This is a genomic window from Sphingomonas tagetis, from assembly GCF_024211275.1.
GTDB classification, from domain to species: Bacteria; Pseudomonadota; Alphaproteobacteria; order Sphingomonadales; family Sphingomonadaceae; genus Sphingomonas; species Sphingomonas tagetis.
On sequence record NZ_JAMLDX010000010.1, the window covers coordinates 114129 to 138780 of the forward strand.

The 24652-nt window shown below is 64.6% G+C and carries 25 protein-coding genes and 1 pseudogene; 12 read left to right on the forward strand and 14 right to left on the reverse strand.

Annotated elements, in window-relative coordinates; translation table 11 throughout:
- The first annotated feature begins 55 nt into the window (after positions 1-55).
- Positions 56-250, forward strand: coding sequence for a hypothetical protein (locus M9978_RS13920; protein ID WP_254294251.1), 195 nt, complete (start codon positions 56-58; stop codon positions 248-250).
- Between the two features lie 60 nt (positions 251-310).
- Here M9978_RS13920 and M9978_RS13925 read toward each other — a convergent pair whose 3' ends face one another.
- Entirely contained in the window at positions 311-535 is a 225-nt protein-coding gene (locus M9978_RS13925) for a hypothetical protein (RefSeq protein ID WP_254294184.1), read from the reverse strand.
- Positions 536-772: 237 nt separating this feature from the next.
- Here M9978_RS13925 and M9978_RS13930 point away from each other — a divergent pair, with 237 nt between their 5' ends.
- The 3 genes from M9978_RS13930 (at position 773) to M9978_RS13940 (ending at position 3571) form a co-directional block, all read left to right on the forward strand.
- A complete protein-coding gene (locus M9978_RS13930; protein ID WP_254294186.1) occupies positions 773-1702 on the forward strand; it encodes a hypothetical protein in 930 nt (309 codons plus the stop codon).
- 503 nt (positions 1703-2205) lie between these two features.
- The gene (dinB, locus tag M9978_RS13935) at positions 2206-3297 is read left to right on the forward strand and encodes a DNA polymerase IV (RefSeq protein ID WP_367305103.1); all 1092 of its coding nucleotides are present in this window, start codon (positions 2206-2208) and stop codon (positions 3295-3297) included.
- A 43-nt stretch (positions 3298-3340) separates the two neighbouring features.
- Positions 3341-3571 (forward strand): hypothetical protein, encoded by a 231-nt coding sequence (locus M9978_RS13940; RefSeq protein WP_254294190.1) that lies wholly within the window; start codon positions 3341-3343, stop codon positions 3569-3571.
- Here the strand turns inward: M9978_RS13940 and M9978_RS13945 are convergent.
- From M9978_RS13945 to M9978_RS13955, 3 genes are read right to left on the reverse strand one after another with little or no spacing between them, the layout of a single operon-like run.
- Entirely contained in the window at positions 3534-4157 is a 624-nt protein-coding gene (locus M9978_RS13945) for an alpha-ketoglutarate-dependent dioxygenase AlkB (RefSeq protein WP_254294192.1), read from the reverse strand. The genes M9978_RS13940 and M9978_RS13945 overlap by 38 nt on opposite strands.
- Before the next feature lie 13 nt (positions 4158-4170).
- Positions 4171-4590, reverse strand: a complete 420-nt coding sequence (locus tag M9978_RS13950; RefSeq protein WP_254294193.1) for a hypothetical protein — start codon at positions 4588-4590, stop codon at positions 4171-4173.
- A 1-nt stretch (position 4591) separates the two neighbouring features.
- Complete coding sequence (locus tag M9978_RS13955; protein ID WP_254294195.1) at positions 4592-5116, reverse strand: SOS response-associated peptidase family protein; 525 nt, start codon at positions 5114-5116, stop codon at positions 4592-4594.
- 50 nt (positions 5117-5166) lie between these two features.
- Between M9978_RS13955 and M9978_RS13960 the strand changes: the two genes are divergently transcribed.
- The gene (locus M9978_RS13960) at positions 5167-5793 is read left to right on the forward strand and encodes an SOS response-associated peptidase family protein (protein ID WP_254294197.1); all 627 of its coding nucleotides are present in this window, start codon (positions 5167-5169) and stop codon (positions 5791-5793) included.
- Positions 5793-6242 carry a DUF1810 domain-containing protein gene (locus M9978_RS13965; protein WP_254294200.1) on the forward strand — a complete coding sequence of 150 codons (450 nt, stop codon included), beginning with the start codon at positions 5793-5795 and terminating at the stop codon, positions 6240-6242. Before M9978_RS13960 ends, M9978_RS13965 begins: the two co-directional genes overlap by 1 nt.
- Here the strand turns inward: M9978_RS13965 and M9978_RS13970 are convergent.
- Positions 6214-6396 carry a hypothetical protein gene (locus tag M9978_RS13970; RefSeq protein WP_254294202.1) on the reverse strand — a complete coding sequence of 61 codons (183 nt, stop codon included), beginning with the start codon at positions 6394-6396 and terminating at the stop codon, positions 6214-6216. The genes M9978_RS13965 and M9978_RS13970 overlap by 29 nt on opposite strands.
- Positions 6397-6453: 57 nt before the next feature.
- Entirely contained in the window at positions 6454-7743 is a 1290-nt protein-coding gene (locus M9978_RS13975) for an Hsp70 family protein (protein ID WP_254294204.1), read from the reverse strand.
- 113 nt (positions 7744-7856) lie between these two features.
- Between M9978_RS13975 and M9978_RS13980 the strand changes: the two genes are divergently transcribed.
- From M9978_RS13980 to M9978_RS13995, 4 genes are read left to right on the forward strand one after another with little or no spacing between them, the layout of a single operon-like run.
- The gene (locus M9978_RS13980; protein WP_254294207.1) at positions 7857-8633 is read left to right on the forward strand and encodes an ImuA family protein; all 777 of its coding nucleotides are present in this window, start codon (positions 7857-7859) and stop codon (positions 8631-8633) included.
- Entirely contained in the window at positions 8551-10359 is a 1809-nt protein-coding gene (locus tag M9978_RS13985; RefSeq protein WP_367305104.1) for a Y-family DNA polymerase, read from the forward strand. The genes M9978_RS13980 and M9978_RS13985 overlap by 83 nt, the downstream gene beginning before the upstream one ends.
- Positions 10359-13616, forward strand: coding sequence for an error-prone DNA polymerase (locus M9978_RS13990; RefSeq protein WP_254294209.1), 3258 nt, complete (start codon positions 10359-10361; stop codon positions 13614-13616). The genes M9978_RS13985 and M9978_RS13990 overlap by 1 nt, the downstream gene beginning before the upstream one ends.
- A 58-nt stretch (positions 13617-13674) precedes the next feature.
- Positions 13675-14148 (forward strand): thermonuclease family protein, encoded by a 474-nt coding sequence (locus M9978_RS13995; RefSeq protein ID WP_254294243.1) that lies wholly within the window; start codon positions 13675-13677, stop codon positions 14146-14148.
- Between the two features lie 223 nt (positions 14149-14371).
- On the opposite strand, the gene M9978_RS14000 is transcribed toward M9978_RS13995, so the two are convergent.
- From M9978_RS14000 to M9978_RS23385, 4 genes are all read right to left on the reverse strand, one after another.
- Positions 14372-15232 carry a GSU2403 family nucleotidyltransferase fold protein gene (locus M9978_RS14000; protein ID WP_254294211.1) on the reverse strand — a complete coding sequence of 287 codons (861 nt, stop codon included), beginning with the start codon at positions 15230-15232 and terminating at the stop codon, positions 14372-14374.
- A 224-nt stretch (positions 15233-15456) separates the two neighbouring features.
- Positions 15457-16146 (reverse strand): hypothetical protein, encoded by a 690-nt coding sequence (locus M9978_RS14005; protein ID WP_254294213.1) that lies wholly within the window; start codon positions 16144-16146, stop codon positions 15457-15459.
- A complete protein-coding gene (locus M9978_RS14010) occupies positions 16146-16412 on the reverse strand; it encodes a hypothetical protein (protein ID WP_254294215.1) in 267 nt (88 codons plus the stop codon). The genes M9978_RS14005 and M9978_RS14010 overlap by 1 nt, the downstream gene beginning before the upstream one ends.
- A gap of 72 nt (positions 16413-16484) precedes the next feature.
- Positions 16485-17357, reverse strand: coding sequence for a DUF2171 domain-containing protein (locus tag M9978_RS23385; protein ID WP_367305105.1), 873 nt, complete (start codon positions 17355-17357; stop codon positions 16485-16487).
- Positions 17358-17568: 211 nt separating this feature from the next.
- On the opposite strand from M9978_RS23385, the gene M9978_RS14025 reads away from it, so the two are divergent.
- Positions 17569-20376 carry an MHYT domain-containing protein gene (locus tag M9978_RS14025; protein WP_254294217.1) on the forward strand — a complete coding sequence of 936 codons (2808 nt, stop codon included), beginning with the start codon at positions 17569-17571 and terminating at the stop codon, positions 20374-20376.
- Positions 20377-20506: 130 nt separating this feature from the next.
- Here M9978_RS14025 and M9978_RS14030 read toward each other — a convergent pair whose 3' ends face one another.
- The 3 genes from M9978_RS14030 to M9978_RS14040 all read right to left on the reverse strand — a co-directional run bounded on the left by M9978_RS14030 (position 20507) and on the right by M9978_RS14040 (position 23588).
- Complete coding sequence (locus M9978_RS14030) at positions 20507-21694, reverse strand: META domain-containing protein (protein WP_254294219.1); 1188 nt, start codon at positions 21692-21694, stop codon at positions 20507-20509.
- Positions 21695-21782: 88 nt separating this feature from the next.
- On the reverse strand, positions 21783-22229 hold the full coding sequence (trxC, locus tag M9978_RS14035) for a thioredoxin TrxC (protein ID WP_254294221.1): 447 nt from the start codon (positions 22227-22229) through the stop codon (positions 21783-21785).
- A gap of 126 nt (positions 22230-22355) precedes the next feature.
- The gene (locus M9978_RS14040) at positions 22356-23588 is read right to left on the reverse strand and encodes a cation:proton antiporter (protein ID WP_254294223.1); all 1233 of its coding nucleotides are present in this window, start codon (positions 23586-23588) and stop codon (positions 22356-22358) included.
- Positions 23589-23755: 167 nt separating this feature from the next.
- Here M9978_RS14040 and M9978_RS14045 point away from each other — a divergent pair, with 167 nt between their 5' ends.
- Positions 23756-24532, forward strand: a complete 777-nt coding sequence (locus M9978_RS14045; protein ID WP_254294225.1) for a DUF1206 domain-containing protein — start codon at positions 23756-23758, stop codon at positions 24530-24532.
- 31 nt (positions 24533-24563) lie between these two features.
- On the opposite strand, the pseudogene M9978_RS14050 reads toward M9978_RS14045, so the two are convergent.
- Positions 24564-24652 (reverse strand): annotated as a pseudogene (locus M9978_RS14050) (integrase catalytic subunit); the annotation flags it as partial.

The following is a 24652-nucleotide window of genomic DNA, read 5'->3' on the forward strand; positions in this document are numbered from 1 at the left end:
GACGGCCGCACGCTCGCCATCGTCAAGGACCATGCCGACCTCGTCCGCGACATCCATGCCCGCTATCTCGAGCTGCGCAACGTCGGGCTCGTCGTGGATTACGCGGGTCGTGCGGCTGGCGTTCCTGTCGCCGGAGATCGTCGATGCGGTGCTTGCCGGCACCATCCCGGCGCATGTGGATGGACTGCAACTCACCCAGGGCGAAGGAATCGCGGGATGCTGGGAGCGACAGCGGTTGCGTTACCTTTGACAGTCAATAGGGCAGGCACGGTCCGTCGTGCCGGGGACGGCAATTCTCGAGTTCCGACAGTTAGGCGACGGTCGGATCGTCACCAGCCAGGGCAGCCTGCGCCGCCTTCAGGACTAGCAGCCGCTCGTATGGGTTCCCTTCAACGTTGCAGAACAAGGCAGGCCGGCATGCTCGAAGGTCGGACCAGATGCGATCCGCAACGCGATTGAGCTCGGTGACACTGGGATAGCGACCTTCTGCGATGCAGGCGATGACCTCAGGCGCAATCGTCTTGGGCTGCGTCATGACCAATCCTCCCTCTTGCCTGCATAACTGGGATTGGTGACCGATTTGGGAAAGGGCGAATGCCAGGGAAATATCTTGAACGTAGGGCCGTGTTCCCAGTGTCGCTGTCGATGTCGCCGGGCTAACCCGGGCCCGGACATCATGATATATACGGTAGCGTTATGATGTCGGCTTACCCGGACGTGGCCGGTGCAGCCAGTTTAGGTAGGATTCGCCTTCCAGTTGGTGGGGAGCATAGTGACGCTGCTTCTGCTCATGGCCTCGTTAATGTCCTCCCAATCAGCCCCGGCCGCGGCTGGCTGGCCGGTTCCGCCTGCCGCTTTCGCCGCGCGCGACAAGGGAGAGTTCGGAACTGCCGCTGATTTGCTGAAGACGGAGCTGGCCAATTGCGAAAGGGCATTTCCGCCAAAGAGCGTTCAGTGTTTCGAGCTGACCCTGGAGCTTGCCTATATGCAGGCTCACACCGACCGGCAGCGGGCGGTAGGCACGGCCGAGCGCGCCATATCCATCGCCAGGACAAACCAGGGTATCGCTGCCTCCCGGCTCGCCGACGCGTTGGTGCTCCTTGGAGATGTAGCGGACGTCTACGGCGACTTTTCAATCAGGCAATATTACTATGATCAGGCATGGAAGCTCGCGCGCCCGCTGATGGCCGAACGGCCCGGCTGGGCGTTTATCGTCGCCACCAGGCTTGCCGACATGCAGCGTCTTAGAGGTCGCTATGAGCAAGAAGAAGGGACTTTACGTGCGATTATCGCCCAGCTCGAGCGAGAGCCTTCAGGTGGCGCAGACCTCGGCCTGGCGCTTGCCAGGCTGTCCTCGAACCAGGGATATCAGGGGAAATGGATCGCAGCGGCAGACCTAGCCGGCCGTGGTGTGAAGTTGCTTGAAGAGTTCCCTCCAAAAGACCTTACCGTCCGTGCTCGCGCCAGGATCGCCTGGGCTCACGCTTTATGGACGACAGGCGCGCTGGGACAGACGGGCGCTGTCCTGCAAGACGCGATAGAAGACGTAAAACGACTGCCGGATCAAATGTCCGTTGTCATGGTCGTCCGCGACATGGCGAGCTTGTTCGTCATGATCAAACCATCAGACGCCGTCGAATACGCGATGAAGGGGATCAGGATTTATGAGATCAAAAGTTGGACAATTCGCCGCTCAGGATAGACCTGGGCATGGTTCTGGCAGATGCACGCTGGGCGAGTGGAGACGAGGCCGGCGCCCGCATCGCTACGCGGGAAACTTACGCCCTGCTTCGCGCAAGCAAAGACGATCCGACATGTAACTCGCTATATTTCGAGATCGGCTATTTTCGAATTGTGGCGCTCGACGGCGACTCGCGTGGGTCGGAAGCGGGCCTCGCAGATCTTACGAGGCGAACATGTGATGGTATCCTGGCGATAGATCTTTGGGATGCTCTCGGAGACGTGGCGAGTACGTCGCCAGCCAGAAGAGCAGCCGCGCGCTCCTACTACCGCCGCGCGACCGCCTTGAGCCGGTCAGGCTCGCTTGCAGCTGAGCAGAAGCCAGGCCAATATGCCCGGATCTACAAAAAGCACGTGACTCTGGCGTGGCAGCTCAAACGCTAACGGCACGCAGTCGGGACCGGAGCGGGCCCTCATCCGGCTAGCTTCGTTCACAGTCTGTTCGATGTTTGCTAAGCGTCGCACGTGACCCTGCCAGCCGTCCGCAAGATCATCCACATCGACATGGACGCGTTCTTCGCGTCGGTCGAGCAGCGCGACAATCCCGATCTGCGGGGCAAGCCAGTCGCGGTGGGTTACGCCGGCCCGCGTGGCGTGGTCGCTGCGGCGAGTTATGAGGCGCGGGCATTTGGCGTCCGGTCGGCGCTGCCGTCCGTGACCGCGTTGCGCCGGTGCCCGGATTTGATATTCGTTCCTCCAAGGTTCGACGTCTACCGCTCGGTGTCAGCTCAGATCCACGCGATCTTCGCCGACTATACCGACCTCATCCAGCCGCTCTCGCTCGATGAAGCGTATCTCGATGTAACGGCCAACCGGCGCGGCATCGAGACGGCCTGGGCCACCGCGAAGGAAATCAGAGCACGCATCCTGGAGGAAACCAGCCTCACCGCGTCGGCTGGAATTTCCTACAACAAGTTTCTCGCCAAGCTCGCGTCCGACCATCGCAAGCCCAACGGTCAAATCGCGGTGACGCCCGGCATGGGATCTGATTGGGTTGAGGTCCTGCCGGTCGCCCGATTTCACGGCGTGGGTCCGGTGACCGCGGCCAAGATGAAGCGGCTCGGAATCGAAACCGGCGCGGACCTCAAGGCCCGGTCGATCGAGTTCCTCGTCGCAAATTTCGGGAGCTCGGCCGAGTGGTATTACGGCACCGCGAGGGCGCAGGACGATCGCCCCGTCAATCCCAATCGCGAGCGCAAGTCGTCTGGATCGGAAACCACGTTCGATCGCGATCTCATCGCGCCTGAGGAGATCGAGGCGGGTGTCCTGCGCATGGCGGACGACGTGGCGAACTGGTGCGACAAGCGGCAGATGTTCGGCCGGACGGTGACGGTGAAAGCGAAGTTCGCGGATTTCCGGCAAGTGACACGAAGCCGTACAGCCGCGCAGCCGATCTGCGAGCGGGATCTGCTGAGGCAGACAAGCCTCGATCTCGTCCGCTCGCTTTATCCGCTGACCCTTGGCATCCGGCTGGTTGGTGTCACGGTTTCCAACTTTGCAACGACGGAAGGCGAAAGCGCGATGCCGCTGTTCGATTCTGAACCGGTCGGTCGCTAACGGACGGCTTGCGCGCGACGTGGCGCGTATGCTTATCGGCGGCATGATCGCCAGCAAGCTGCAGGACCTCGTTATTGTCGCGCTGATGCGCAAGTCAGGCGGGACGCAACGCCGCTGGCGTGCGGTGCTTGGGCCAATCAAGGTTCATGATCCCAGAACCCATGCGCACTGTAACTGGTCGGTCGCACCGTCCGGAACTTCGCGTGAAATTGGTGAGGTTGAACGCTTGCTCGACATCATCCGGCTCGAGCATCCGATCGTGTCCGACCGTTAGCGAATGCTGCTCGACCGCCTGCACCTCGCGCGAGGCTGCGGAAGGTGATGGACCAGCGGGTGGCCTGCATCCCGGCGATGCTGTGCTCCCAGTCGTGTCGCATTTCGCCGGTCAGGTGATAAATCGAGCGAGTGCCAAGCGGGACCGAGCGTCGCTCGAATTTCGTTCCGGCGCGGCGCCGGAACCGCATTGCGGCGGACTCGCCAAGCGATATCCCGATCACGTGCTCGAATGCCGGGCGATCGCGATGCCAGCCGATGCCGGCCCCCGGATCGTAGCGGATCAACAAGGCCTGGACGAGTTCGTCCGGCTCAAGGCCCGCGAAGGCCGCGGCACGGTCACGTATCGGCAAAAGCCAGCCCGGCATCGGCCGAGTGGGCTCAAGCCTGCCGGACGTGAAGTCATAGCTCCAGCCAAAAGAGCGGGTCAGGCGTTTGCCGGTCCATTGCTGGAACTGGAATGGCGTGAGCTCCACGCTGTTAATGCGCGCGACGAGCTCTGTAGCCTCCGCTTCCGACAGAAAGTCGTCGCGATACGTCAGGCCTGGCCGCACCGGCTCGCTGAACAGGTTCGGTTCGAAGATCATCGCCTGACGCGCGTCACCACGGCAGCCCCTCGATGGAGAGCATCAGTTCCTGGAACCCTGCTGGATCGAAGCCCATCCGTCCGTCGCAATCAGTGAGCGGCATTCGCGCTGTTGCCTCAAAGAGAATCCGGGCCGCGACATCATGGTGTGCGTCGTGCGCAGCTTGCCAGTGCGTCGAAGCGCTCAATCTTGCGAAAAGCGCAGCGGCTGCGTTGCCTGGATCGCCCGGGACAGCATCCTTCGCATAGCCTTCCAGCGCGGCGAGCTCGAGGGCTACCTGACCGCGGTGATGCGACGGCAGCAACGCCAGCGCGTCGCCCGCCGCTTCGATCTGCGCAGCGGTGAGCACGACCTGATTGAGCCGAGCCATGCCATCGCCGCCCTCGATGACCCGGTGCGGCGCGTTTGGCGAGGTGAGTTGCATCTCGTCCATCCTAGAGATCCAGTGCAATCTGGCGATCGATCGCCTGCCGTGGCGCGATCTCCTCCACCCGAAAACTCCGCGCAGGCAGCGGCTGCAGGAGCTCGTGCTCGGGCACCGTCAGATCCAGCCAAGCCTTGTTCTGGCGGCGCAGAAGCACGGCACCCTGCCGTTCCTGATAGACCATGACATCGAGACTGGCTTCGATGGTGATGACCGCATAGCTGAGCGGCCAGTCGGCTTCGGCGGGACGCCATGTGCCCGCGAGGTAGAAGAAATTACCGTCATCGAGGCTGACCCGAAACCGGCGTTCGCCGTTGCGGACATGGAATTCGCTTGCCGGCACCAGGCACCGCATCAGCGGGAACGTCTTGCCTTCCGAGCGAATGAACTTGAACGGCTTCCCCTCGCGCTCGAGCGGCGGAAGGCCCCACGCAGCTTCGACCATTTCGATCTCTTGCGCGTTGTCGGGATTGCGCCGGATGATGGCGCGTCGGCTACCAAGGGCCGCATCCGACTCGAAGGGACTGGCTTGCATGAATGAGAACATAGTGCGAACAACGTTCGGGTGCAAACTGGAGCAGCTTCGTGTGCAATGACTATCGGCTCGAGGTCGATATCGCCTCGATCATGGAGGATTTCGACGACCTCAAGATCCGGATCGACACGCCCGAAGGGCGTCCCAATGTCGCGGCACGCGAAGACATCAAGATCACCGACGTCGCACCGATCGTGCGGAGCCTCGAGGGCGTGCGCGGCGCTGGCGAGCTGGTCAACCGGCGCTGGAGCTGGCCCGCGCCAACCGGCAAGCCCGTGTATAATTTCCGCTCCGAGGGACGCGAGTTCGGGTCGCATCGCTGCCTGATCCTGGCCGACGGATTTTACGAGTTCACCGATTCCGACGACCCGGGACAGAAGCGGCTCAACAAATGGCTGTTCACGATGAAAGACCATCGCTGGTTCGCGATCGCCGGCATCTGGCGAGCGCATGAAAAGGTAGGGGAGGCGTTCACGATGCTGACCGCGGATGCCGGGCCTGACATCGCACCCTATCATCACCGCCAGATCATTCCGCTGGCACGCGATCAATGGGCCGACTGGCTAGACCTCGATGTGCCGGCCGAGAATGTGCTCAAGATCCTGCCCGAAGGCACGCTGATCCCGGAGCAGGTCTATGGCGCGCCGCCCGGCAGCGTGCAGCCGGCGCTGTTGTAATGATCGCATTCCCGCTCGAACGCTTCGTTGAAGCGCAGGCCGACAGCTATGCGACCGCGCTTGCCGAAATCCGGCGAGGGGCCAAGCGCTCGCACTGGATGTGGTTCATCTTCCCGCAGCTCACCGGGCTGGGCCGCAGCGCGACAGCGCGGTTCTATGGGATCAGCTCGCTGGATGAGGCGCGGGCCTATCTCAAGCATGCGGTGCTCGGTGCCCGCTACCTCGAATGCGTCGGTGCGCTGCAGGACCTGCGAACGAGCGATCCGATCAAGGTGTTCGGCGAGACCGACGCGATCAAGCTGCGCTCCTCGCTGACACTGTTCCAGGCGGCGCAGCCAATGCTGCTATTCGGCGCGGCGATCGACCGCTGGTTTGCGGGGGTCGAGGATGCCGAGACGCTGCGACTGCTGAGCGGCCAGCTTAGCGAAGGATCAGCATCGTCTCGTTGAGGCTACCGGGCAATGCGCTGGCCCGAAGGGCCGCCTCGGCAAGGTGGCGCTGGCGCAACGAGCGGTCGGTCACCGTTGCGGCAAGATCGCGGGCCAGCGCTGCGCGGCAGCGTTGCTCGCGTTCGCGCGCGAATAACAGGGTTCGATCAGCCACTAGCCGTTCCTCTCCGGGAGGGCAGAACGGCCTGATCGCCAAAAGGATGCGTTCTGTTCAGACCGTCCAGGCGGCCAGATCGTCCTGTTGGCCGATGAGCGCGAGTCCGTGCGCGATCGAGGTCAGCTCGCCCCCGCCGGCGATGCGGCCTTCACCGAAGCGCGCTTCGAACAGCTGGCGGATGCGCGGCGTGAGCGATGTGCCGCCGGTCAGGAACACGCGGTCGATTGCGGCCGCTTCCAGCCCCGAAATGGTGAGGGCGTGATCGACCGCGGCCTCGATCCGGACGATGTCCGGCTCGATCCAGCTTTCGAAGTCGGCGCGGCTGACATCGGCCTCGATCAGCAAATTCTCGCTCTCGAAGTGGAAGTGCGCGTGGCTGTCGCTCGACAGGGCGCGCTTGAGCGTGCCCACCGCGTCGTACAGCTGATAGCCAAGCTCCCCTTCGATGATGGCGATCATGCGGCTGATCGCCGCCGGATCGAGCGCGGCGCGGCGCAGTTTCTCGAGATCGGCAAGCGTGCGGCGGTTGCGCATGAGCGCGAGCCGTGACCAGTCGGAGAAATCGGTGAACCAGCCGCCCGGGATATCGAGCAGCTTGTCGAACGAGCGATATCGTCCGCCCTTGCCGAGCATCGGCAGTACGAGATGCTCGACGATCCGCTGGTCGAAGCGATCACCGGCGATGCCGACGCCGGCATGCGCCAGCGGCGTGCATCGCGGCGTGGTGCCCGGTGCAGCGATGTGCACGATCGAGAAGTCGCTGGTGCCGCCGCCAAAATCGGCGACCAATACGGTCGCCGGTGCGTCCAGCCGTGCGGCATAGCTATAGGCCGCGCCCAGCGGTTCGTAGACATAGTGGATCTCGGCCCCGAGCGCCTCGAACATCGCGTCATAGCGCTGGCGCGCCAATGTCTCGTCCGGGCGGTGTCCGGCGAACTCGACCGGCCGGCCGACGATGAGGCGAGCGCCTCTGGCATCGAGCGCACCACGCGCATGACTTGCCATCTGCGACAGGAACAGCTTGCCGATCTGCTCAAAGCGGTAGCGGCGCTCGAAAACGAAGGCGTGCTCGAAGCTGGCAGCGGCGGCGACCGACTTGAACGATTGCAGGAAGCGGCTGCCTTCGGGAAACTCGAGATACTCTGTGATCGCCCAGGGGCCGGCCGCGACGCCGAGACCGCCGGGCTTTGCAGCATCCTCCCAGAAACACAGCGCCGAGCGGAACACCGGGTCCGTGCCCGCGGGGCCGTCAAGCTCGACCAGGTCGCAATGGTCACCATGCGCGCGCGCCACCACCGAGTTGGTGGTGCCGAAGTCGAATCCGATGGTGAGCGGGGCGGTCATGGTCGCGGCGCCCTACAATGCGACAGGCCGGCGGTCACCCGCCACGATTCAACGGCTTGACGAATCTCGCGGCGAGGCGGAACATTATAGGAACATTTGAGTCGTTATTCCCTATGCTTGCCGCCGCCACCCTTGCCGATGCTGATCGTCTGCGCCTGCTCGCCGAGCTGCGTGCGCAGGTCGATGCACCCGCGTCGCGGCACGCCCAGGTGCTGCCATTTGGCATCGACGCGCTCGATGCGCGGCTGGCGGGCGGCGGCCTCGCTGCGGCGACGCTTCATGAGATCAGCGCCGGCTCTCCCACGCTTGGCGACGATGCCGCAGCGACCTTGTTCGTCGCGGGCATCGCGGCGCGATTCGCCGAGCGGCCGGGTGGTATGGTCGTGTGGGCGATCACGCGGCTCGATCTCTATGCGCCCGGGCTCGAACAGGCCGGGTTGAGTCCCGATCGTCTGCTCTATGTCGAGGCGCGCGACGATGTCATGGCTCTGGCGCTGGCTGAGGACGCGTTGCGCGATGGCAGCTTCGCGGCGGTGATCGCCGAGGTGAAGGTCGCCGACCAGACCGCGACCCGCCGGCTCCAGCTTGCTGCCTGTGATGGCGCGACCCCGATGCTGCTACTGCGGCGCTGGCGCAAGACCGCGCGCGATCCGCTCGATCAACCCTCGACCGCGATGACGCGCTGGCGGATCGGCTGCGCGCCATCGGTGCGGCTGCCGCATCCCGGCGTCGGCCGTGCCTGCTGGTCGGTCGAGTTGACCCGCCAGCGTGGCGGCAATCCCTTTTCTCTTTTGCTCGAGGCTTGCGATGACACGGGTCGCCTCGCTCTACCTGCCGCAGCTCCCGATCGAGCGTTTGCGGCGGGCAGAGCGGCCAGCCAGGCCGCCTGAGCAGCGCGCCGTAAGAGCGGCGCTGCCCGAGCCGATTGACGACGATCCCGGTGCCTGCTCGGTGCCGCGCGGCGGCGGCTGGCGGCCGGGCGCGCGCTGGGCGGGGGACGGCGCGCTGGAGAAGGTCGAGCTTGCCGAGCGCATCGCGGCGATGCCGGCGCATCAGCGCCCGCCAACGCGCGAAATGGGTCGGCGCTCGGAAGCTGCGGAGCATCCGTTCAAGGCGATGCGCCCCGACGAGGGTGCGCCTGGGAATGTCGCGATGCGGCTGGCGGTCACGCAGGCCGTTGCTCGTCCGACAGTTCTAATCGAGCGCACTGGCCAGCGTGAGGTGATCACATCGGCCTGTCCGCACGCCCGCTCGCTCGGCCTGGTGCCCGGCATGGCCGCGGCGCATGCCCGTGCACTGGTTGGCGATCTCGACGTGCGTGATGCCGAGCGCGATGCCGATCGGGCCTGGATTGATCGACTGGCGCTGCACGCGGTCCGCTACTGGACACCGGGTGCCAGCGTCAGCGGTGATGATGGACTGTGGCTGGACCTCACTGGCACGGCGCATCTGTTCGGCGGCGAGGAGCGGTTCTGCCGCAAGCTGCTGCGGTTCCTGGGGCGGCTCGGGTTCACGGCCAATGTCGCGGTGGCGGGCACGATGGGCGCGGCGCATGCCCTTGCACGCTATGGCGGCGGCAGAATCGCGTTGCTAGCTCCGGGCCGCGAGGCCGAACGGCTGGCAATGTTGCCGATCGCCGCGCTGCGGCTGGAGCATGCCGCGCTGGTGGCCGCGGGCCGGTTCGGCCTCGAGCGGATCGGCGACCTCTATCCGATGCCGCGGGGTCCGCTCGCGCGACGGCTGGGCATGTCGACCGTTACACGGCTCGACCAGGTGCTCGGCCGCGCCGCCGAGCCGTTGGTCCCGGTCGTGCCGTTCGAGGCGCCCGAGGTGACGCGCCGGCTGCTTGAGCCGATCGGCACGCCCGAGAGCATCGCGCAGGTGATCGCCGACCTGATCGGGGATCTTGTGCCGCTGTTGCAGCAACGCGGCCTTGGCGTGCGCAGCGCGGTGCTAACTGCCGTTCGCGTGGACGCCGAACAACAGCGGATCGCGATCGGGGCATCGCGCGCGACGCGCGATGCTCGCCATCTCGCCCGCATGTTCGCGCTGAGGATGGACCGCATCGACCCCGGGCTCGGCATTGAGGAGATGCGGCTGGTGGTGACGCGCAGCGAGCCACTCGGAGCGACCGCTGCGGCGACCTTGCTGCCTGCCTCCGGCCACGAGGTCGATCTCGCGCCCGCAATCGACCAGCTTGCCGGGCGGGCCGGTGAGGCCGGCGTGTTCCGGCTGGCGTGCGAGGAGAGCGATGTGCCCGAGCGCGCGGTGCGCCGGCTCGCGCCGCTAGGCGTTCCGCAGGGATGGCCGAAATGGCAACGGCCCGCCCGCATGCTGCGTCGCCCCGAAATGCTGACGCATGTCGTCGCGCTGCTGCCCGATCATGCGCCGCGCCGGTTCATTTGGCGCGGCAAGCCCTATCAGGTGGTCGCTGGCGATGGCCCTGAGCGCATCCATGGCGAATGGTGGCGGCGCGACAGCGAACTCTGGGCGGTGCGCGACTATTTTCGGGTGGAGGTCGAGGGCGGCGAGCGCTTCTGGCTGTTCCGGCGCGGCGACGGCGTCGAGCCCGAGACTGGTGACCTCTCCTGGTACGTCCATGGGCTGTTTGGCTGATGACCAGCTATGTCGAGCTGCAGGTGACCAGCCACTTCTCGTTCCTGCGCGGCGCAAGCTCGCCCGAGGAGCTGTTCGCGGCGGCCCAGCTATGCGGTCATTCAGCGCTCGGGCTGGCCGACTGGAACAGCGTTGCCGGCGTCGTGCGGGGCTGGGACGGCGAAAAGGCGACGGGTGTCCGCATGATTCCCGGGGCAAGGGTGGAGACGGTCGATGGCCGCGCGCTATTGCTCTATCCGACGGACCGTCCCTCTTGGTCGCGGCTGACGCGGCTGCTTTCGATCGGCAAGGCGCGGGGCGGGAAGGGGCATTGCCTGCTCAACTGGCTTGATGTCGTCGATCATGCCGAGGGGCAGATCGCGATCCTGCTGCCGGACGAAGCGGACGCAGCGACCGTGGCCCAGCTGGCGGACCTCACAATTGCGTTCGGCCCGCGCAGCTATTGCGCGCTGTCCTACCGCCGGCGTCCTGATGACCAGCTGCGCCTGCATGCGCTCAATGCGCTTGCCCGGACCGCGGGAGTTCGTGCGGTGGCGACCGGCGACATCCTCTATCATACGCCCGAAGCCCGGCCGCTGCAGGACGTGGTGACCGCGATCCGGCTCAAGACCACGGTCGATGCGCTGGGGTTCAAGCGCGAGCGGTTCATGGACCGGAACTTGAAGAGTCCTGTGGAGATGGAGCGGCGGTTTGCGGCGTTTCCTGACGCGATCCAGGCCAGCGCCGATATCGCCGCGCAGTGCCGGTTCAACCTCGGCCAGATCCGCTATCAATATCCCTATGAGCAGGTGATGGCCGGTAAGACCGCGCAGGAAGCGCTGGCCGCGCTGACCTACGAGGCTGCCGCGGTGAAGTGGCCCGACGGCATGCCCAAGGCGTATGCCGAACAGGTCGAGCATGAGCTCAGCCTCATCGGCAGACTCGGCTATGCACCCTATTTCCTCACCGTTCGCGCGATCGTCGTGGAGAGCCGGCGGCGCGGTATTCTCTGCCAGGGCCGCGGTTCGGCAGCGAACAGCTGCGTCTGCTTCCTGCTCGGCATCACCTCGATCGACCCTATCCAGCACGAACTCTTGTTCGAGCGGTTCGTCTCGGGCGAGCGCAAGGAGCCGCCCGATATCGATGTCGATTTCGAGCATGAACGTCGCGAGGAAATCATCCAGTGGATCTACGAGACCTATGGCCGCGAGCATTCGGCGCTGACCGCGGTGGTCACGCGCTACCGCACCCGCGGCGCGGTCGCCGAGGTCGGCAAGGCATTGGGGCTGCCGCGGGACCTCACCAAAATGCTGACCGGCCTGGTCTGGGGCTGGTCGATGGACGGCATATCGGATGCGCAGATTGAGACGCTCAACCTCAACGCGCGGGATCATCGCCTCAAACTGACATTGAGGCTTGCCCGGCAACTGATTGGATCACCACGGCATTTGTCGCAGCACCCCGGCGGGTTCGTGCTGACACAGGACCGGCTCGACGATTTGGTGCCGATCGAGCCCGCGCGCATGGAAGACCGCCAGATCATCGAATGGGACAAGGACGATATCGACCGCCTGCAGTTCATGAAGGTCGATGTGCTGGGCCTTGGCATGCTCGGCTGCATGAACCGCGCCTTCAACCTGCTCGAGCAGGAGAAGGGCATCACCGTCACCATGGCCGACCTGCAGGACGATGATCCCGAGGTCTACAACATGATCCAGAAGGCGGACACGCTCGGCGTCTTCCAGATCGAGAGCCGGGCGCAGATGTCGATGCTGCCGCGGATGAAGCCCACCAAATTTTATGATCTCGTGATCGAGGTAGCGATCGTCCGCCCTGGGCCGATCCAGGGCGACATGGTGCACCCTTACCTGCGCCGCCGCGAGGGCAAGGAGAAGCCTGAATATCCCCGGCCTGAACTGCGTGCCGTGCTCGAGAAGACGCTCGGCGTGCCGCTGTTCCAGGAGCAGGCGATGAAGGTCGCCATCGTTGGGGCGGGCTTCACCCCGGTGGAGGCCGATCAGCTGCGCCGCGCAATGGCGACGTTCAAGCTGACCGGCGGGGTCAGCCATTTCTACGACAAGCTGGTCGGCGGCATGGTCGCGCGCGGCTACCCCCAGGAATTTGCTGAACGCACGTTCAAGCAGATCGAGGGGTTCGGCAGCTACGGCTTTCCCGAGAGCCACGCCGCCTCATTCGCCAAGATCGCCTATGCCTCCTGCTGGATGAAGCATCACCATCCCGATGTCTTCTGTGCGGCGTTGCTCAATGCGCAGCCGATGGGGTTCTACGCGCCAGCGCAGATCGTGCGTGACGCACGAGACCACGGCGTCGAAGTGCGGCCGGTCTCGATCAACCACAGCCATTGGGACTGCACACTGGAGCCGGCAGACGGCCGTTATCTCGCGGTGCGGCTCGGGTTCCGGCAGGTGAGGGGGCTTGCCAATGTTCATGGCGCGGCGATGGCGGCGGCACGGGGCAATGTGCCCTATGAAAGCGTCGAGGAGGTCTGGCGTCGGGCCGGCGTGCCCCGCGCTGCGATCGAGCGGCTCGCCGAGGCCGATGCGTTCCATTGCCTTGGCGCGGATCGCCGGCAGGGGCTGTGGAAGGTCAAGGGGCTGGGCGAAGCGCCGCTGCCATTGTTCGCCGCGGCCGACGCGCGGGACGGGGCGTTCTCGCCGGAAGGCGCTGAGCCCCTGGTGACGCTGCAGCCGCTCAGCGACGGGCGCGAGGTGGTCGAGGATTATCGCTCGCTGCAGCTGTCGCTGCGCGCGCATCCGCTGCGGTTCCTGCGCGATCAACTCGCGAGCGAGCGCGTCGTGTGCTGTGGGGATCTCGCATCGGTCCGCGATGGCCGGTTTGTCGAGGTCGCCGGTGTCATCCTGGTTCGTCAGCGGCCGGGATCAGCGCGGGGCGTGCTGTTCATCACCATCGAGGATGAGACCGGGGTCGCCAATGGCATCCTGTGGCCCGACCGGTTCGAGAAGCAGCGGCGGACCGTGATGGCGGCGTCGATGGTGTCGCTGCGCGGGCGGCTCCAGAAGGAGGGGCAGGTGATCCATGTGATCGTGGACCAGGTGGTCGATCGGGACGATATGCTGCGCTCCGTCGGGCGGATGGATCTGCCCATCGCCTTCGGACGCGGGGACGGCGCGACCCATGCCGGTGCGCCGGACCGGGGTGAAACTGGCTGGAAACCGCGCGACCTGTATTCGCCGCCGTTTCCGAATGGGGGTGATCCGGAGGGAATGATCAAGGTGCGTAGCCATGACTTCCACTGAATCGCGATGGGGACGGCGTGGCCTGCGAATGAAGCCCTGGCAGCACTTTCGGACCCTCATGGGCCTGACGCTCATCTCGACGCCCGGTCCATTCTCAGCAGCGTTCGATCCGCGCGGCGCGATCGTCGCCGCCGGCCAAGTCTTTGCTTGCACGCCGACGCGCGTGTGGGATGGCGATGGCCCAATCTGGTGTCGCGAGGGGCCTCGCATTCGTCTGGCTGGCGTCGCGGCACGCGAGATCGACAATAGCTGCCGCCTAGGACATCCTTGCCCGCGCGCATCGGGCACGGCCGCCCGGGATAATCTGGCGCGCCTGCTCGGCGGGGCGCTGGGCCGAGCGCCGGAGGGCCATATCAAAGTCTCGGGGCCGGTCCTTCGGTGCATCTCAGACGGGTGGGCCAAAGGGAGTCGGACCGCGGCCTGGTGTTCCGCGCCCGGTATCGGTGACCTGTCATGCGCTCAATTGCGGGCCGGGTTCGCCCTGCGTTGGCCCGAATATGGCGGCCGCAAGGTCTGCACGACCGGCGGATAGCTGCATGCCAAATTGACCGGTTCGTGCCTGAAGCAGGCGCGGCGGCAGGCGTGCAATGCGTCCGCTTGAGCGATCCGCTGGATCATGATGCTGCGCCGTTCGTCGATCGAACAACGCGCCTTGCCGTAGCGGAATGCGTCGCCGTCGTTCAGGCAGTGTCACATTAGGTACATGCGCTGATAAGGAATGCCCTTCGGCATGATCAACTGCGTCTCGCGTGCATTCACCGCGCCGGTCTTTGTGCGTCCCAGCGCTCGAAATGTGGCTTCAACTCGTCGGGTAATTCACCATGGAAGCCGGCATCGACGGGATAATGCGGCATCGTCAGGCAGACTGCATTGAGCAGGGCGATGCCCTGTTTGAGATCCTTGGGCTTCTTTTGCGGATTGCGCTCCGGCTTCTCCGCCATCCACAGCTTCTGAAGCGCGAACCATCGCGGATCGGGGACCACCATTCGCGCCGCTTCTCCATCGCGCACGCCAACGACGCGGTCGATCCGTCGGCCAAGTAGCAGCCATTCTTGCTCGGGAAGAGGGACAGGGCGGGGCTTGTCCTGCCGCATTTGGCCACCGATGCGGCTCGGCGCCGAGAGGATTTCGACTTCATAGGCCTTGGCGTTGCGAGCCTGGAACGGGCGTTCCGCACTGACCGAATAGGTCATGTCCACTTCCTTGAGCACTTTCCACAAGGTCGGGCGATCGTCATCGGCTTCGATGGCGGTCAGCGCCATGTCGAAGTCCATCGTGGCGTCCGGGGCGTCGCGAATGAAGCCATTCGCGTCCAGCGCATCGGCGATCAGCGCGTTTGTCCCCACGACCATGGCCTGGTTTCCGAGGAAGCGCATGCGGTCGGCTTCGCGCAGGATCCTGCCCGCTTCGCGCGGAAGCATCGGAAGGCGAAGCGCGCGATAGAGGCTTCCCAGTTCCTTGAGCGTCGCCTTGCTTTGGGTGAGACGGTTCTTGAGCGCGGCCTTCTCAATCTTGTAATCTTCGAACTCGGCCTGTTTGCGGGGGTCGAGCGGCCCCTTGCTCCTCATGGTCCCGAGCCGGTCGGTCACCTCATAGAGATACTCCCGCCCCGACACCTCCTTTCCGGACTTGTCTCGTTGAGGCCCAGCCTCGGCAGCTCAAGGAACGCGAGCTGGCGCTGCACGCCGCGGAAGAAAGCGATCGTCTCGTTCTGAAAGCCGCGCGGCAAGCGGACAAAGCGTGGAGCCTGAACGAAAGCGATCCTGAACTTCCGCCGACTGAAAGCGGTCTCTGGACGTCGCACGGCGGGCGATAGGCTATGGCCTTGTACGATGGTTCATCATTTGGCCGGCTGGGTCGCCGGCACCTGCCTGGTCGAAATAATCTTGTTGGCGCTGTCGGTTACGACCTCGAGTAGCTGGCCATTTTGCCGGCGCACTTGCCGCACAATCTGGCCAGCAGAATTCGTCGTGCGCGAAAGCTCGGTGAGGCCAGCACGCGCCAGATCGAGCACCTGCCCATTGCCGAGAGCAGCCATGGCAACGCCACCAACCGTACCTACCGCCTGGCCCGCCACGCCACCGACCGTCCCGACCGTGTTGTCGACGGTGCTCATCAGGCGGTCGATGATCTGCGGATTGTTGTCGAGCGTTTGCAGCGTCCGCTCGATGATTGCACGGACGTTGTCGAGACGTACGATCAGGGTGGCTTGCGCCCGCACGCCCTTGATCGAGAGCTTCACCTTGTCGACGCGCGCTTCGGCACCCGCTGTCAGCTTCAGCAAATTGGCAAGGCGCGCATCTAGTGAGATATTGGCCTGCAGATTTTCGACCTCGAGCGTGATCTCTTCCACGCTGAGGTTTGGAATGTCCAGCAGAACGTCGGGCTGATCGCTGCCAGCCATCGCCAGTTGGGCAAGAGGGGAAGCGGGCGATGGCTGTTGCTGTTTCGAGCGGCCGTCCTGCGCCTGGGCGGGAATGGCCAGCGTCGCGATAAGTGCAGTCAGCGCGCCAGTAAGCAGTTTGCTCATCATTTTTTCTCCCTGTTGTCCGATGCCGGGTCGCCGATGCGGGCCTGAACGTCCAGCATCGCCTTCACATTGCGACCGCGAAGGCTCCCGCGCGGCAAGCTCGTGCTTGCCGCCGCTGTGGAACCGCCTTCTGGTGACGCGCTCGCCGCGATGCGGCCGCCGGTGGTTGAGATCTCAACCGATCGCGCCTCGACATGCGCCGAAATGGTGATGTCAGGCAGCGTGGCCGAAGCGCTTTGCAGAAGCGGAAGCAAATAGACGATCATGGGATTCATCCTCGACGAACGGCGGCCATCCGACAATCCACCGTGATATGATGACGGTGTCAGCCGCGCATGTCACTTGCGCATCACGACGAACTCGGTGCGCCGGTTCTCGGACTGTCCCTCCCGCGTTCGATTGGAGGAGACCGGCGCGCCTTCGCCCGCCGAACCCGCTTCGAGACGGCGCTTGTTGACGCCCTTTTCGACCAGGGCGGCCATCACAGCCTGCGCGCGCAACTCGCCGAGAGCGGTGTTGCTCGCCGCGGAACCTCGCGCATCGGTGTAGCCGACCACCCGGCCGTGTGCGTCGGGATAGGCACGCAGGATTTGCGCAAGCGTTTCGATCGTCCCTGCGTCCTGTGGGCGGATGGCGGCGGAAGCGGTCTCAAAATTGAGATTGTCAAAGGTGAAGGCACGCGGCGTCGGTTCGTCAGATGCCAGGTAGCGCTGCAACGCATAATTGAGCGTGTTCGGCTGAAGATCGACGGACTTGCCGTTGGGAAGCTTGACGCTCTCGACGGCCAGCGGCGCTGTGGCGGTCCGATCAGCCGTCGCCACGGGCTCGCGCCTGTCAGCGTCAGTGCAGCCCTTCGTCGCGAGTAGCAGCAATGCGAGCAGCGCGAGCGCAAGCAGGACCCAAGGCAGGTAATAGTTGCGCCGCGGATGGCTGCCTCCAACGGCAGGGTTGCGGATCGGAGGGATGGCACCAGCCGTCCCGCACCCGGCAGCCGCGGCTGTTCCAGCCGGCAGCGAAGCGGCCGTAAGCGTGAGATGCACATGCGCGTCGACGCGGCCCACGGTAGAGAGCGGCACGTAATGATGCTCGCCATCGCGCGAACCTTCCCGGCTCAGCTTGATGCGGTCGCCATCGAGATGATCGACCGTCCCGATCCGCACGCCGTCGGCACCGAAGACTTCCATGTGGGGCTTGATATCGCGCGGCTCCATGCGGCCTCTCCCTGGAAAGCTGTGGCAGGGGAACGCCACAACCCGCTGTTGGTTCAGGAGAAATCGACGTAATTCTATCGTCGCGCTGCAGCGTTCCGGTGCGAGCGGCACTCATGGATGCGGCGTTGTGCAAGGGACGGGTCGATTGGCGACGTTGATGGGGGTAGCAGCACGGTTGCGTACCGCCGTTTGCTGTGGGAACGCTGAATAGATGATCATGACAGGCACGCACGACGACTATCTGGTTGCCCTGTCGGTTTCGGTGGCAATCTTCGCGTCGTTCACCGCGCTCAGCCTGGCGAGCCGGATCCGAGCCTCACGGCAGCGAGCGCGGCGAGTCTGGCTGTGGGCAGCCGCCATTGCGCTCGGCGGCGGCATCTGGTCGATGCACTTCGTCGCGATGCTGGCGTTCAGCATGCCGTCGATGCCGATGAGCTACGATATCGCGCCGACGCTGGTCTCGCTCGCGCTCGCGATCGGCTTCACAGGTGCGGGTTTTGCGACATTCAACTGGCAGCAGGTTTCCAGCGGACGGATTGCCATTGCCGGCCTGCTGATCGGTGCTGGCGTCGTCGCCATGCACTATCTCGGCATGGCCGCGATGCGCATGCCGGCCACGCTGAGTTACGACTGGCGCTGGGTCGTACTGTCGATCGTGATTGCGATGATCGCGGCGACCGCTGCGATGTGGCTGGCAGCACGGGACCAGCAGATCAACCAGCGGACTGCCGCAGCCGTTGTGATGGGTGCGGCGATCGCGGGCATGCACTATACGGGCATGCACGCCGCGATCTTCACCGCGACCGGCCATGTGGACGACGCAAATGCGATTGCCAGCTTCGGGCAGACCTACCTCGCTGTCGCGATCAGCATCGTCACCGTTCTCATTCTTCTGCTCTCACTGGGCGCAGCGCAGATCGAGCGCATGCTCCAGCGTGCGGCACGACGTGAAGCGCGTATCGCGCTTCGCCTTAGGATCGCCGACACCCTTCGCGAGGCCCGGACCGAGGGCGGCTTGCATGAGGTCGCGGCGCTTATGGGGATGCATTTCGGGGTGACACGCACCGGCTTTGGTGATCTCGATCCCGTGGAAGATCAGTTCGACTACAAGGTTTGCTGGACCGACGGCTCGGTGCCCGCTCTCCTTGGACGATTTCCGGCGGCGGCATTCGGCGTGAAGATCGTTGCTGCGCTCAATGCCGGCGAAACCGTGGTCATCGACGATCTTGCTGCCGCATCGCTGAGTGATGAGGCCCGCACTCAGAAGACGGCACGAGAGGTGGACACCAGGGCGATCCTGGTCGTGCCGTTCGTTCGGGACGGGCGATTGCGGACGATCGTGTATCTGAACGACCGGCAGCCGCGCCGCTGGCGTCCGGATGAAGTGACGTTCATGGAAGAGACCGCCGAACGCGTTCGATTGGTGATCGAGCGGTTGGCGGTCGAAGACCAGTTGCGCGAACTTAACGCCAGCCTCGAGGCGCGTGTAGAGGCGCGGACGCAGGAGCTTGCCCGAGCCGAGGTGGCACGGCGCGAGGCAGATGCGCTGCAACGGGCCTATTTCGAAAACACCCCCGATCCGCTGTTCGTCGTCGCGGTTCAGCCGGACGGCAGCTTCACGGCCGAACAGATCAACCCTGCTCATGAGACCGGGATCGGCTTCAAGCTAGAGGACATCAAAGGAAAGCGGGTCGACGCGTTTCTGCCGGCCGACGCTGCCGCGCGCGTTCTGGAAGCCTATCGCCATGTGGTCGTGACGCGGGAGATCTACCATTATCGCGATACGTTCCGCATCGCGGGCGAGCCGCAACATTGGGACACGACGCTTGTGCCATTGCTCGATGAGCAAGGGCAGGTCATTCGGATCATCGGTTCGAGCCGCAACGTGACCCGTCAGGTGACTGCCGAGGAAGCATTGCGGCAATCGCAGAAAATGGAGGCGATGGGCCAGCTGACCGGCGGCGTCGCGCACGACTTCAACAATTTGCTGACGCCGATTCTTGGGGCGCTCGACCGACTGCAGCATAAGGGTGTGGGGGACGACCGGGACCGGAGGCTGATCGCGGGCGCGCTTCAGTCGGCCGAGCGCGCGCGAACCCTGGTCCAGCGGCTACTGTCCTTTGCGCGGCGCCAGCCGCTTCAGCCTGTGCCGGTTGACGTGTCGGCGCTGGCCAGCGGCATGGTCGAACTCATATCGAGTACGATCGGGCCCCAGATCAAAGTGACGGTCGACGCACCGGCCGGCCTGCCGACGGCGCTGGCCGATCCCAATCAGCTGGAAATGGCCCTGCTGAACCTCAGCGTGAACGCACGCGATGCGATGCCGGATGGTGGGAGCCTTCACATCTCGGTCTCTGTCGCTCCGATCGACGAAGCGGAATCCGGGAACCTCGCACCGGGGCAATATATCTGCGTGACTGTCGCGGACACCGGCATGGGCATGGACGAGGAGACGCTGGCACGCGCCGTCGAGCCGTTTTTCTCGACCAAGGGCGTGGGACGCGGAACTGGTCTTGGGCTCTCCATGGCGCATGGTCTTGCCGCGCAACTGGGCGGCGCACTCACCCTCAAGAGCATGGTCGGCTCGGGCACCGAGGTGCGACTGTGGCTTCCGCAAAGCGAACAGTCGACGCCGGCAGTGGAAGACGCTGCGCCAGCGATCGGCGAGGCGCTCCCGGCGGGGGTGGCCCTGCTGGTCGACGACGAGGAACTGGTCCGGGAATCGGCAGCCCAGATGCTTGCTGATCTCGGCTATGAGGTCAGTCAGGCCGGGTCAGCCATCGAGGCCTGGCAGATGATCGAGCAAGGGCTGGTGCCGGACGTGCTCGTCTCCGATCACCTGATGCCTGACATGACGGGCACGCAGCTGGCGCTCCGCGTGCGCGAGCGCTTGCCCGATACCAGGCTGCTGATCATTTCAGGATATGCCGATGCCGCTGGAATTGAGCCACAGCTTGCAAGGTTGACCAAGCCGTTCCGGCAAGCGGATCTGGCGGCGAGTCTTCGGGATCTGGGCTAGAGTATCCCTTGGGGCTTTCAGGGTCTGTCGCCCCGCAGTGATACCGGATCATGGCGACAAGAGACCGAAGCACGCCAGCGCGGCGAAATGCCGAACCGGAATTGATCCCATGGAATTTGGGTTTGAAACCTCAGCTCCCAACGGGTGGCGGAGTGCCCTTGCGGCACATGTTCAGCAAGCCGCGGCTCGTTCGCAGAATCAATCGGCCTTGCTCGTCAAAGGCAAAGCCATCTGGCTGCGCGACGGCAAGCGTCGAGATCTTGCCGCCGATGCCCGTGGGCCTGCCCGGCTGGTAGGGTGGGGCAGGGTTAGCACAGGCGGCACCCTCGCCCAGCCGCAGGGTGAGTTGGGGACCGTCCGCCTCGTACGTCGCGATGCACCCGGCGTTGTCTCGCATCGTCCGGTTGTCGATGGCGAGCGTGATCGGTCCTTCGTGATAGGCGCCGAGCAGCGTGTTGCCGCACGCTTCATAATCGCCCGCAAGCTGCTGGTTCGTGGGTGCAGGACGGCGCAGGATCATGCCCGGCCCGCCTGTAAGAATAAGCCGTCCTCGCAGAAGCTGATAGGCTGTTGCGGAGCGCATCGCCTGAGCCATCAATGCGTCCTCGGCCGCGTCTTCCGCGAGACAGCCCATCGCGGTGGATATGATCGGACCGGTGACCGCAAGCCGCCCAGGCGAAGGAATAGTGAAGCTGCTGCCCATGCCGTTGCAGTCGGCCGACGCGCCGATCGATCCCCTTGAGATCATCAATGTCGCGGGGCGACGCTCCGTCACGAGCGGCCGGCCGCCGATGCTCTCGATCAGCCATCGCCCAGCCAGTTCGGGATTTGGTTCGACCGGGCGCTTGAGCAGCGCGCGCGTGCCATCGCGGGCGCTCAGGATGAGTGTCTGGTCATCAGATTTCGTCCAGGCTGCGACCTGGTCGAGGAAACTGGCCAGTCGCCGCTCGCTCGCAGCCGCATCGGCCCTCGCCACGGCCTCGGCAGCTGAACATTTGCCAATACGGATCGGCTCCAGCCGGGTGATCGTGATCCGCTCACCGCTGCTCCGGTAGAATGCAGGATAGCCACCGCTGCACCCCGCGCCGTGATTGAGGAACCCGCCCGCGCTAAAGTCGACCCAGGCCTTGTGGACCGTGAAGTCATCTCCATCGATCCTCTCGACCCGCCACTGGCCGCCAAGTGGGTCGATGCGCTTCAGAAAGCTGCCATCGTCTGTGGCGATGCCGATCGGCTCGCGCGTTCTGGACTCACCAGTCAGCTTTTCTACTGGCGCGCAGCACGCGCTGGCTGTCGCCACCGCAGCGAGAAACAGCATTCGCATTGCTGCGTAACGTGTGTCGCACGCCTTCGCTCCAGCTGCGCCCGTTGGCCACGGCGCCGCATAAGCAATCTAACCGATACAATCAGGCAGCTTGACCCGCTGCCGCGCTTCGCGCCCACTGCACGATCATACCGGCCTGCATCGCCCCGCTCTGGCGCGCAATCTCGCGGCCTTTGCTCATCAGAATCAGCGTGGGGATCGAACGAATGCCGTAGCGAGCTGCGATATCTGGCTGAGACTGGGTGTCGAGCTTGCCTAGCCTAAGCTGCGGTTCGAGCTGGGCCGCGGCGGCGTCAAATGCGGGTGCCATTTGCAGGCATGGACCGCACCAGGGCGCCCACAAGTCGATGAGCAGCGGCAGGTCCGATCGGCTCGCATGAGCGTCGAAGTTCTGGCTCGACAAGGTCACTGGTTTGCCAGTGAACAGCGCGCCTTTGCAGCGACCGCAGTTGCCGTGGCCAAACCTGTCGCTCGGTACGCGGTTGAGCGCCGCACATGCTGGGCAAGGCAGGATCAGCTGTTGAATCATGGCATCATCCGGAATGCTACGAGCCAAACGCAGTTTGGCTTATTGCGATGCATGCATTCAGTAGTGATCGGCGTTGCACCTTACGAGCGGACGTTCGGTGTGTCATTCGACTTACTATGGCGTTGGTTACTCTTTGATCTCCGCGCCGGTGGCAGCTTCCGCGGCTGGCGATGCATCCGGTCCGTCGGGATCACGTCCCTGTTGCCGATCGATCGACCGCATCACCGGTGTCACGGTCAGACCGTGCAGAAGGATCGAAAGAAGCGCGACCAGTCCCACGATCGCCCAGAGCCGCTCGGCCTCGGCGAAGTCGGCATGATTGAGCGCGTAGGCGAGGTAATAGAATGAGCCGACGCCGCGGATGCCAAAGAAAGCGAGCGTCAGCTTCTCCATGCGGTCCGCGGCAAAGCCTGCCAGGCCGATCAGCCCCGCAATCGGCCTGACGAGCAGGATGATCGCGACCGCAGCCAGCACATCCTGCCAGCGCAGCGGCGACAGTAACCCGCTCACCAGCGCGCCGCCAAACAGGATCAACACGACCATCATCGCGATCCGCTCAACCTGCTCGGTGATGTCGTGCATCTCGCGCTGGAATTCATGATCGCGGTGTGAACGGCGCAGCGTCAGCGCGGTGATGAACACGGCGAGAAAGCCGTAACAGTCGAGGATCTCCGTCACACCATAGGAGACGAAGGTCGCGGCGATGGCGATAAGCCCGTCGCCGGTTTGCGCGAGCTTGCTTTCCGCCGGGACGTGAAATGTGAGCCAGCCGAACAGCTTGCCGATCGCAAACCCGCCAATGAGTCCGACACCAACTTCCCACAGCACGTCGTGCAGGAGCCAGTCGCGCGCCCACGGCTCCCCGGTGGCTGCGGCAAGCGCAAGGGCGATCGCCAGGTTCACGAAGGGAAATGCCAGCCCATCGTTCAGTCCGGCCTCGGAAGTGAGGCCGAAGCGCACTTCATCTTCCTCGCCGCTCCGGGGTGGGCCGACCTGCACGTCGGATGCGAGGACCGGATCGGTTGGCGCGAGGGCAGCGCCAAGCAGCAGGGCCGCGGTCCAGGACAACCCAAGCCCCCATCCGCCGATCAGCGTGATCGCGGCGATCGAAAGTGGCATGGTGATGGCGAGCAATCGCCATGTGACGCGCCATCGGCGCCAGCTGAAGATGCGGTCGAGTTTCAGCCCGGCTCCCATCAATGCAATGATGACCACGAGTTCGGTCAACCGTTCGGTGATTGCCGGAAATGCGAGCGGCATCGGCCGCAGTGATATGGCGGGCAGCAGAAAGATGCCCGCGCCGATCGCCATGCAAATGATCGGCAAAGACAGCGGCAACCGCTTCAACGCGAGCGGCAACCACGCCACCAGCGCGATGAGGACGCCCGCGCCGGTGAGCCAGAGAATATAGGGTTCGGGCGACGAGAAGCTTGGCATCGGGGATCAACCGTTGGCGAGCGCCGACGTTCATCTGGGACCAAATGTCAGGGTTCAACGAGAGACACGCGAAGGTTATCGCGGTGCTGGTGGAACAGAGGTCGCATGCGACCGTTGGCGGCGGGCAGGAGGACGGTGCCATGGATGTCAGCGCGCGACTGACGTCGCTCACGAGGATCGGCTTCGCGACCCGAGGACTCCTTTACCTTATCATCGCTGTGCTGATCGTGCGCACGGGCCGCGCCGAGGATCCGAGCGGTGCGCTTGAGTATCTTGGCGAGGGGACCGGCAAGTTGCTGATGGTCGTCATGGCCGCGGGACTGGTCGGCTATGGCATCTGGCGCATGGCCGATGCGACGTTCGACATCGAGCGGCACGATACTGACGGCAAGGGCTATGCCGAGCGGGCAGGCGCGGGTCTTAGCGGACTGGTCCACCTGTTGCTGGCATGGCAGGCGGTGCAGCTGATCCAGGGCGCGCGGTCGATTGGCGGTGGCTCGCAGGAGAGTGCCCGCGCCGCGCTGGACCTGCCCGGCGGCTGGGCGGTGGTGGCGCTGGCAGGCGCTCTGCTGACTGTGATCGGACTCTATCAACTGATCAAGGCCGCGAAGGGGTCGTACCTCAAGCATCTTGAGCCGGACATCGCACGACGGCCTTGGGCGAAATGGAGCGGACGGCTCGGCTATGCTGCGCGCGGCGTCGTGTTCGTGATCAGCGGTGCTTTCATCATCAAGGCAGGACTCGACTCACGCGCCAGCGATGCCGGCGGCATGGCCGAGGCGCTGGCCTGGCTGGAGAGTCCGGCTGACCTTCTGGTCGCGGCCGGGTTGTTCGCTTTTGGACTGTTCAGTTTGATCGAGGCATGACCAGCCCCCACCGAGTGGTCCGAGCGGATTGTTAGTGCATTGACGCTTCCATCTCCAGTGTTGGCCGTAGGTGGAGCGAAGCGGAACCGGAGGGCGACACTGGAGATGGGACGGCCTCCG

Coding starts and splice junctions, on each gene's coding strand:
- M9978_RS13920 (WP_254294251.1), top strand. CDS start 56: ATGCCCGCTATCTCGAGCTGCGCAACGTCGGGCTCGTCGTGGATTACG.
- M9978_RS13925 (WP_254294184.1), bottom strand. CDS start 535: ATGACGCAGCCCAAGACGATTGCGCCTGAGGTCATCGCCTGCATCGCA.
- M9978_RS13940 (WP_254294190.1), top strand. CDS start 3,341: ATGATCGCCAGCAAGCTGCAGGACCTCGTTATTGTCGCGCTGATGCGC.
- M9978_RS13945 (WP_254294192.1), bottom strand. CDS start 4,157: ATGATCTTCGAACCGAACCTGTTCAGCGAGCCGGTGCGGCCAGGCCTG.
- M9978_RS13950 (WP_254294193.1), bottom strand. CDS start 4,590: ATGGACGAGATGCAACTCACCTCGCCAAACGCGCCGCACCGGGTCATC.
- M9978_RS13955 (WP_254294195.1), bottom strand. CDS start 5,116: ATGCAAGCCAGTCCCTTCGAGTCGGATGCGGCCCTTGGTAGCCGACGC.
- M9978_RS13965 (WP_254294200.1), top strand. CDS start 5,793: ATGATCGCATTCCCGCTCGAACGCTTCGTTGAAGCGCAGGCCGACAGC.
- M9978_RS13975 (WP_254294204.1), bottom strand. CDS start 7,743: ATGACCGCCCCGCTCACCATCGGATTCGACTTCGGCACCACCAACTCG.
- M9978_RS13980 (WP_254294207.1), top strand. CDS start 7,857: ATGCTTGCCGCCGCCACCCTTGCCGATGCTGATCGTCTGCGCCTGCTC.
- M9978_RS13985 (WP_367305104.1), top strand. CDS start 8,551: ATGACACGGGTCGCCTCGCTCTACCTGCCGCAGCTCCCGATCGAGCGT.
- M9978_RS13990 (WP_254294209.1), top strand. CDS start 10,359: ATGACCAGCTATGTCGAGCTGCAGGTGACCAGCCACTTCTCGTTCCTG.
- M9978_RS13995 (WP_254294243.1), top strand. CDS start 13,675: ATGGGCCTGACGCTCATCTCGACGCCCGGTCCATTCTCAGCAGCGTTC.
- M9978_RS14005 (WP_254294213.1), bottom strand. CDS start 16,146: ATGAGCAAACTGCTTACTGGCGCGCTGACTGCACTTATCGCGACGCTG.
- M9978_RS14010 (WP_254294215.1), bottom strand. CDS start 16,412: ATGATCGTCTATTTGCTTCCGCTTCTGCAAAGCGCTTCGGCCACGCTG.
- M9978_RS23385 (WP_367305105.1), bottom strand. CDS start 17,357: ATGGAGCCGCGCGATATCAAGCCCCACATGGAAGTCTTCGGTGCCGAC.
- M9978_RS14025 (WP_254294217.1), top strand. CDS start 17,569: ATGATCATGACAGGCACGCACGACGACTATCTGGTTGCCCTGTCGGTT.
- M9978_RS14030 (WP_254294219.1), bottom strand. CDS start 21,694: ATGCTGTTTCTCGCTGCGGTGGCGACAGCCAGCGCGTGCTGCGCGCCA.
- trxC (WP_254294221.1), bottom strand. CDS start 22,229: ATGATTCAACAGCTGATCCTGCCTTGCCCAGCATGTGCGGCGCTCAAC.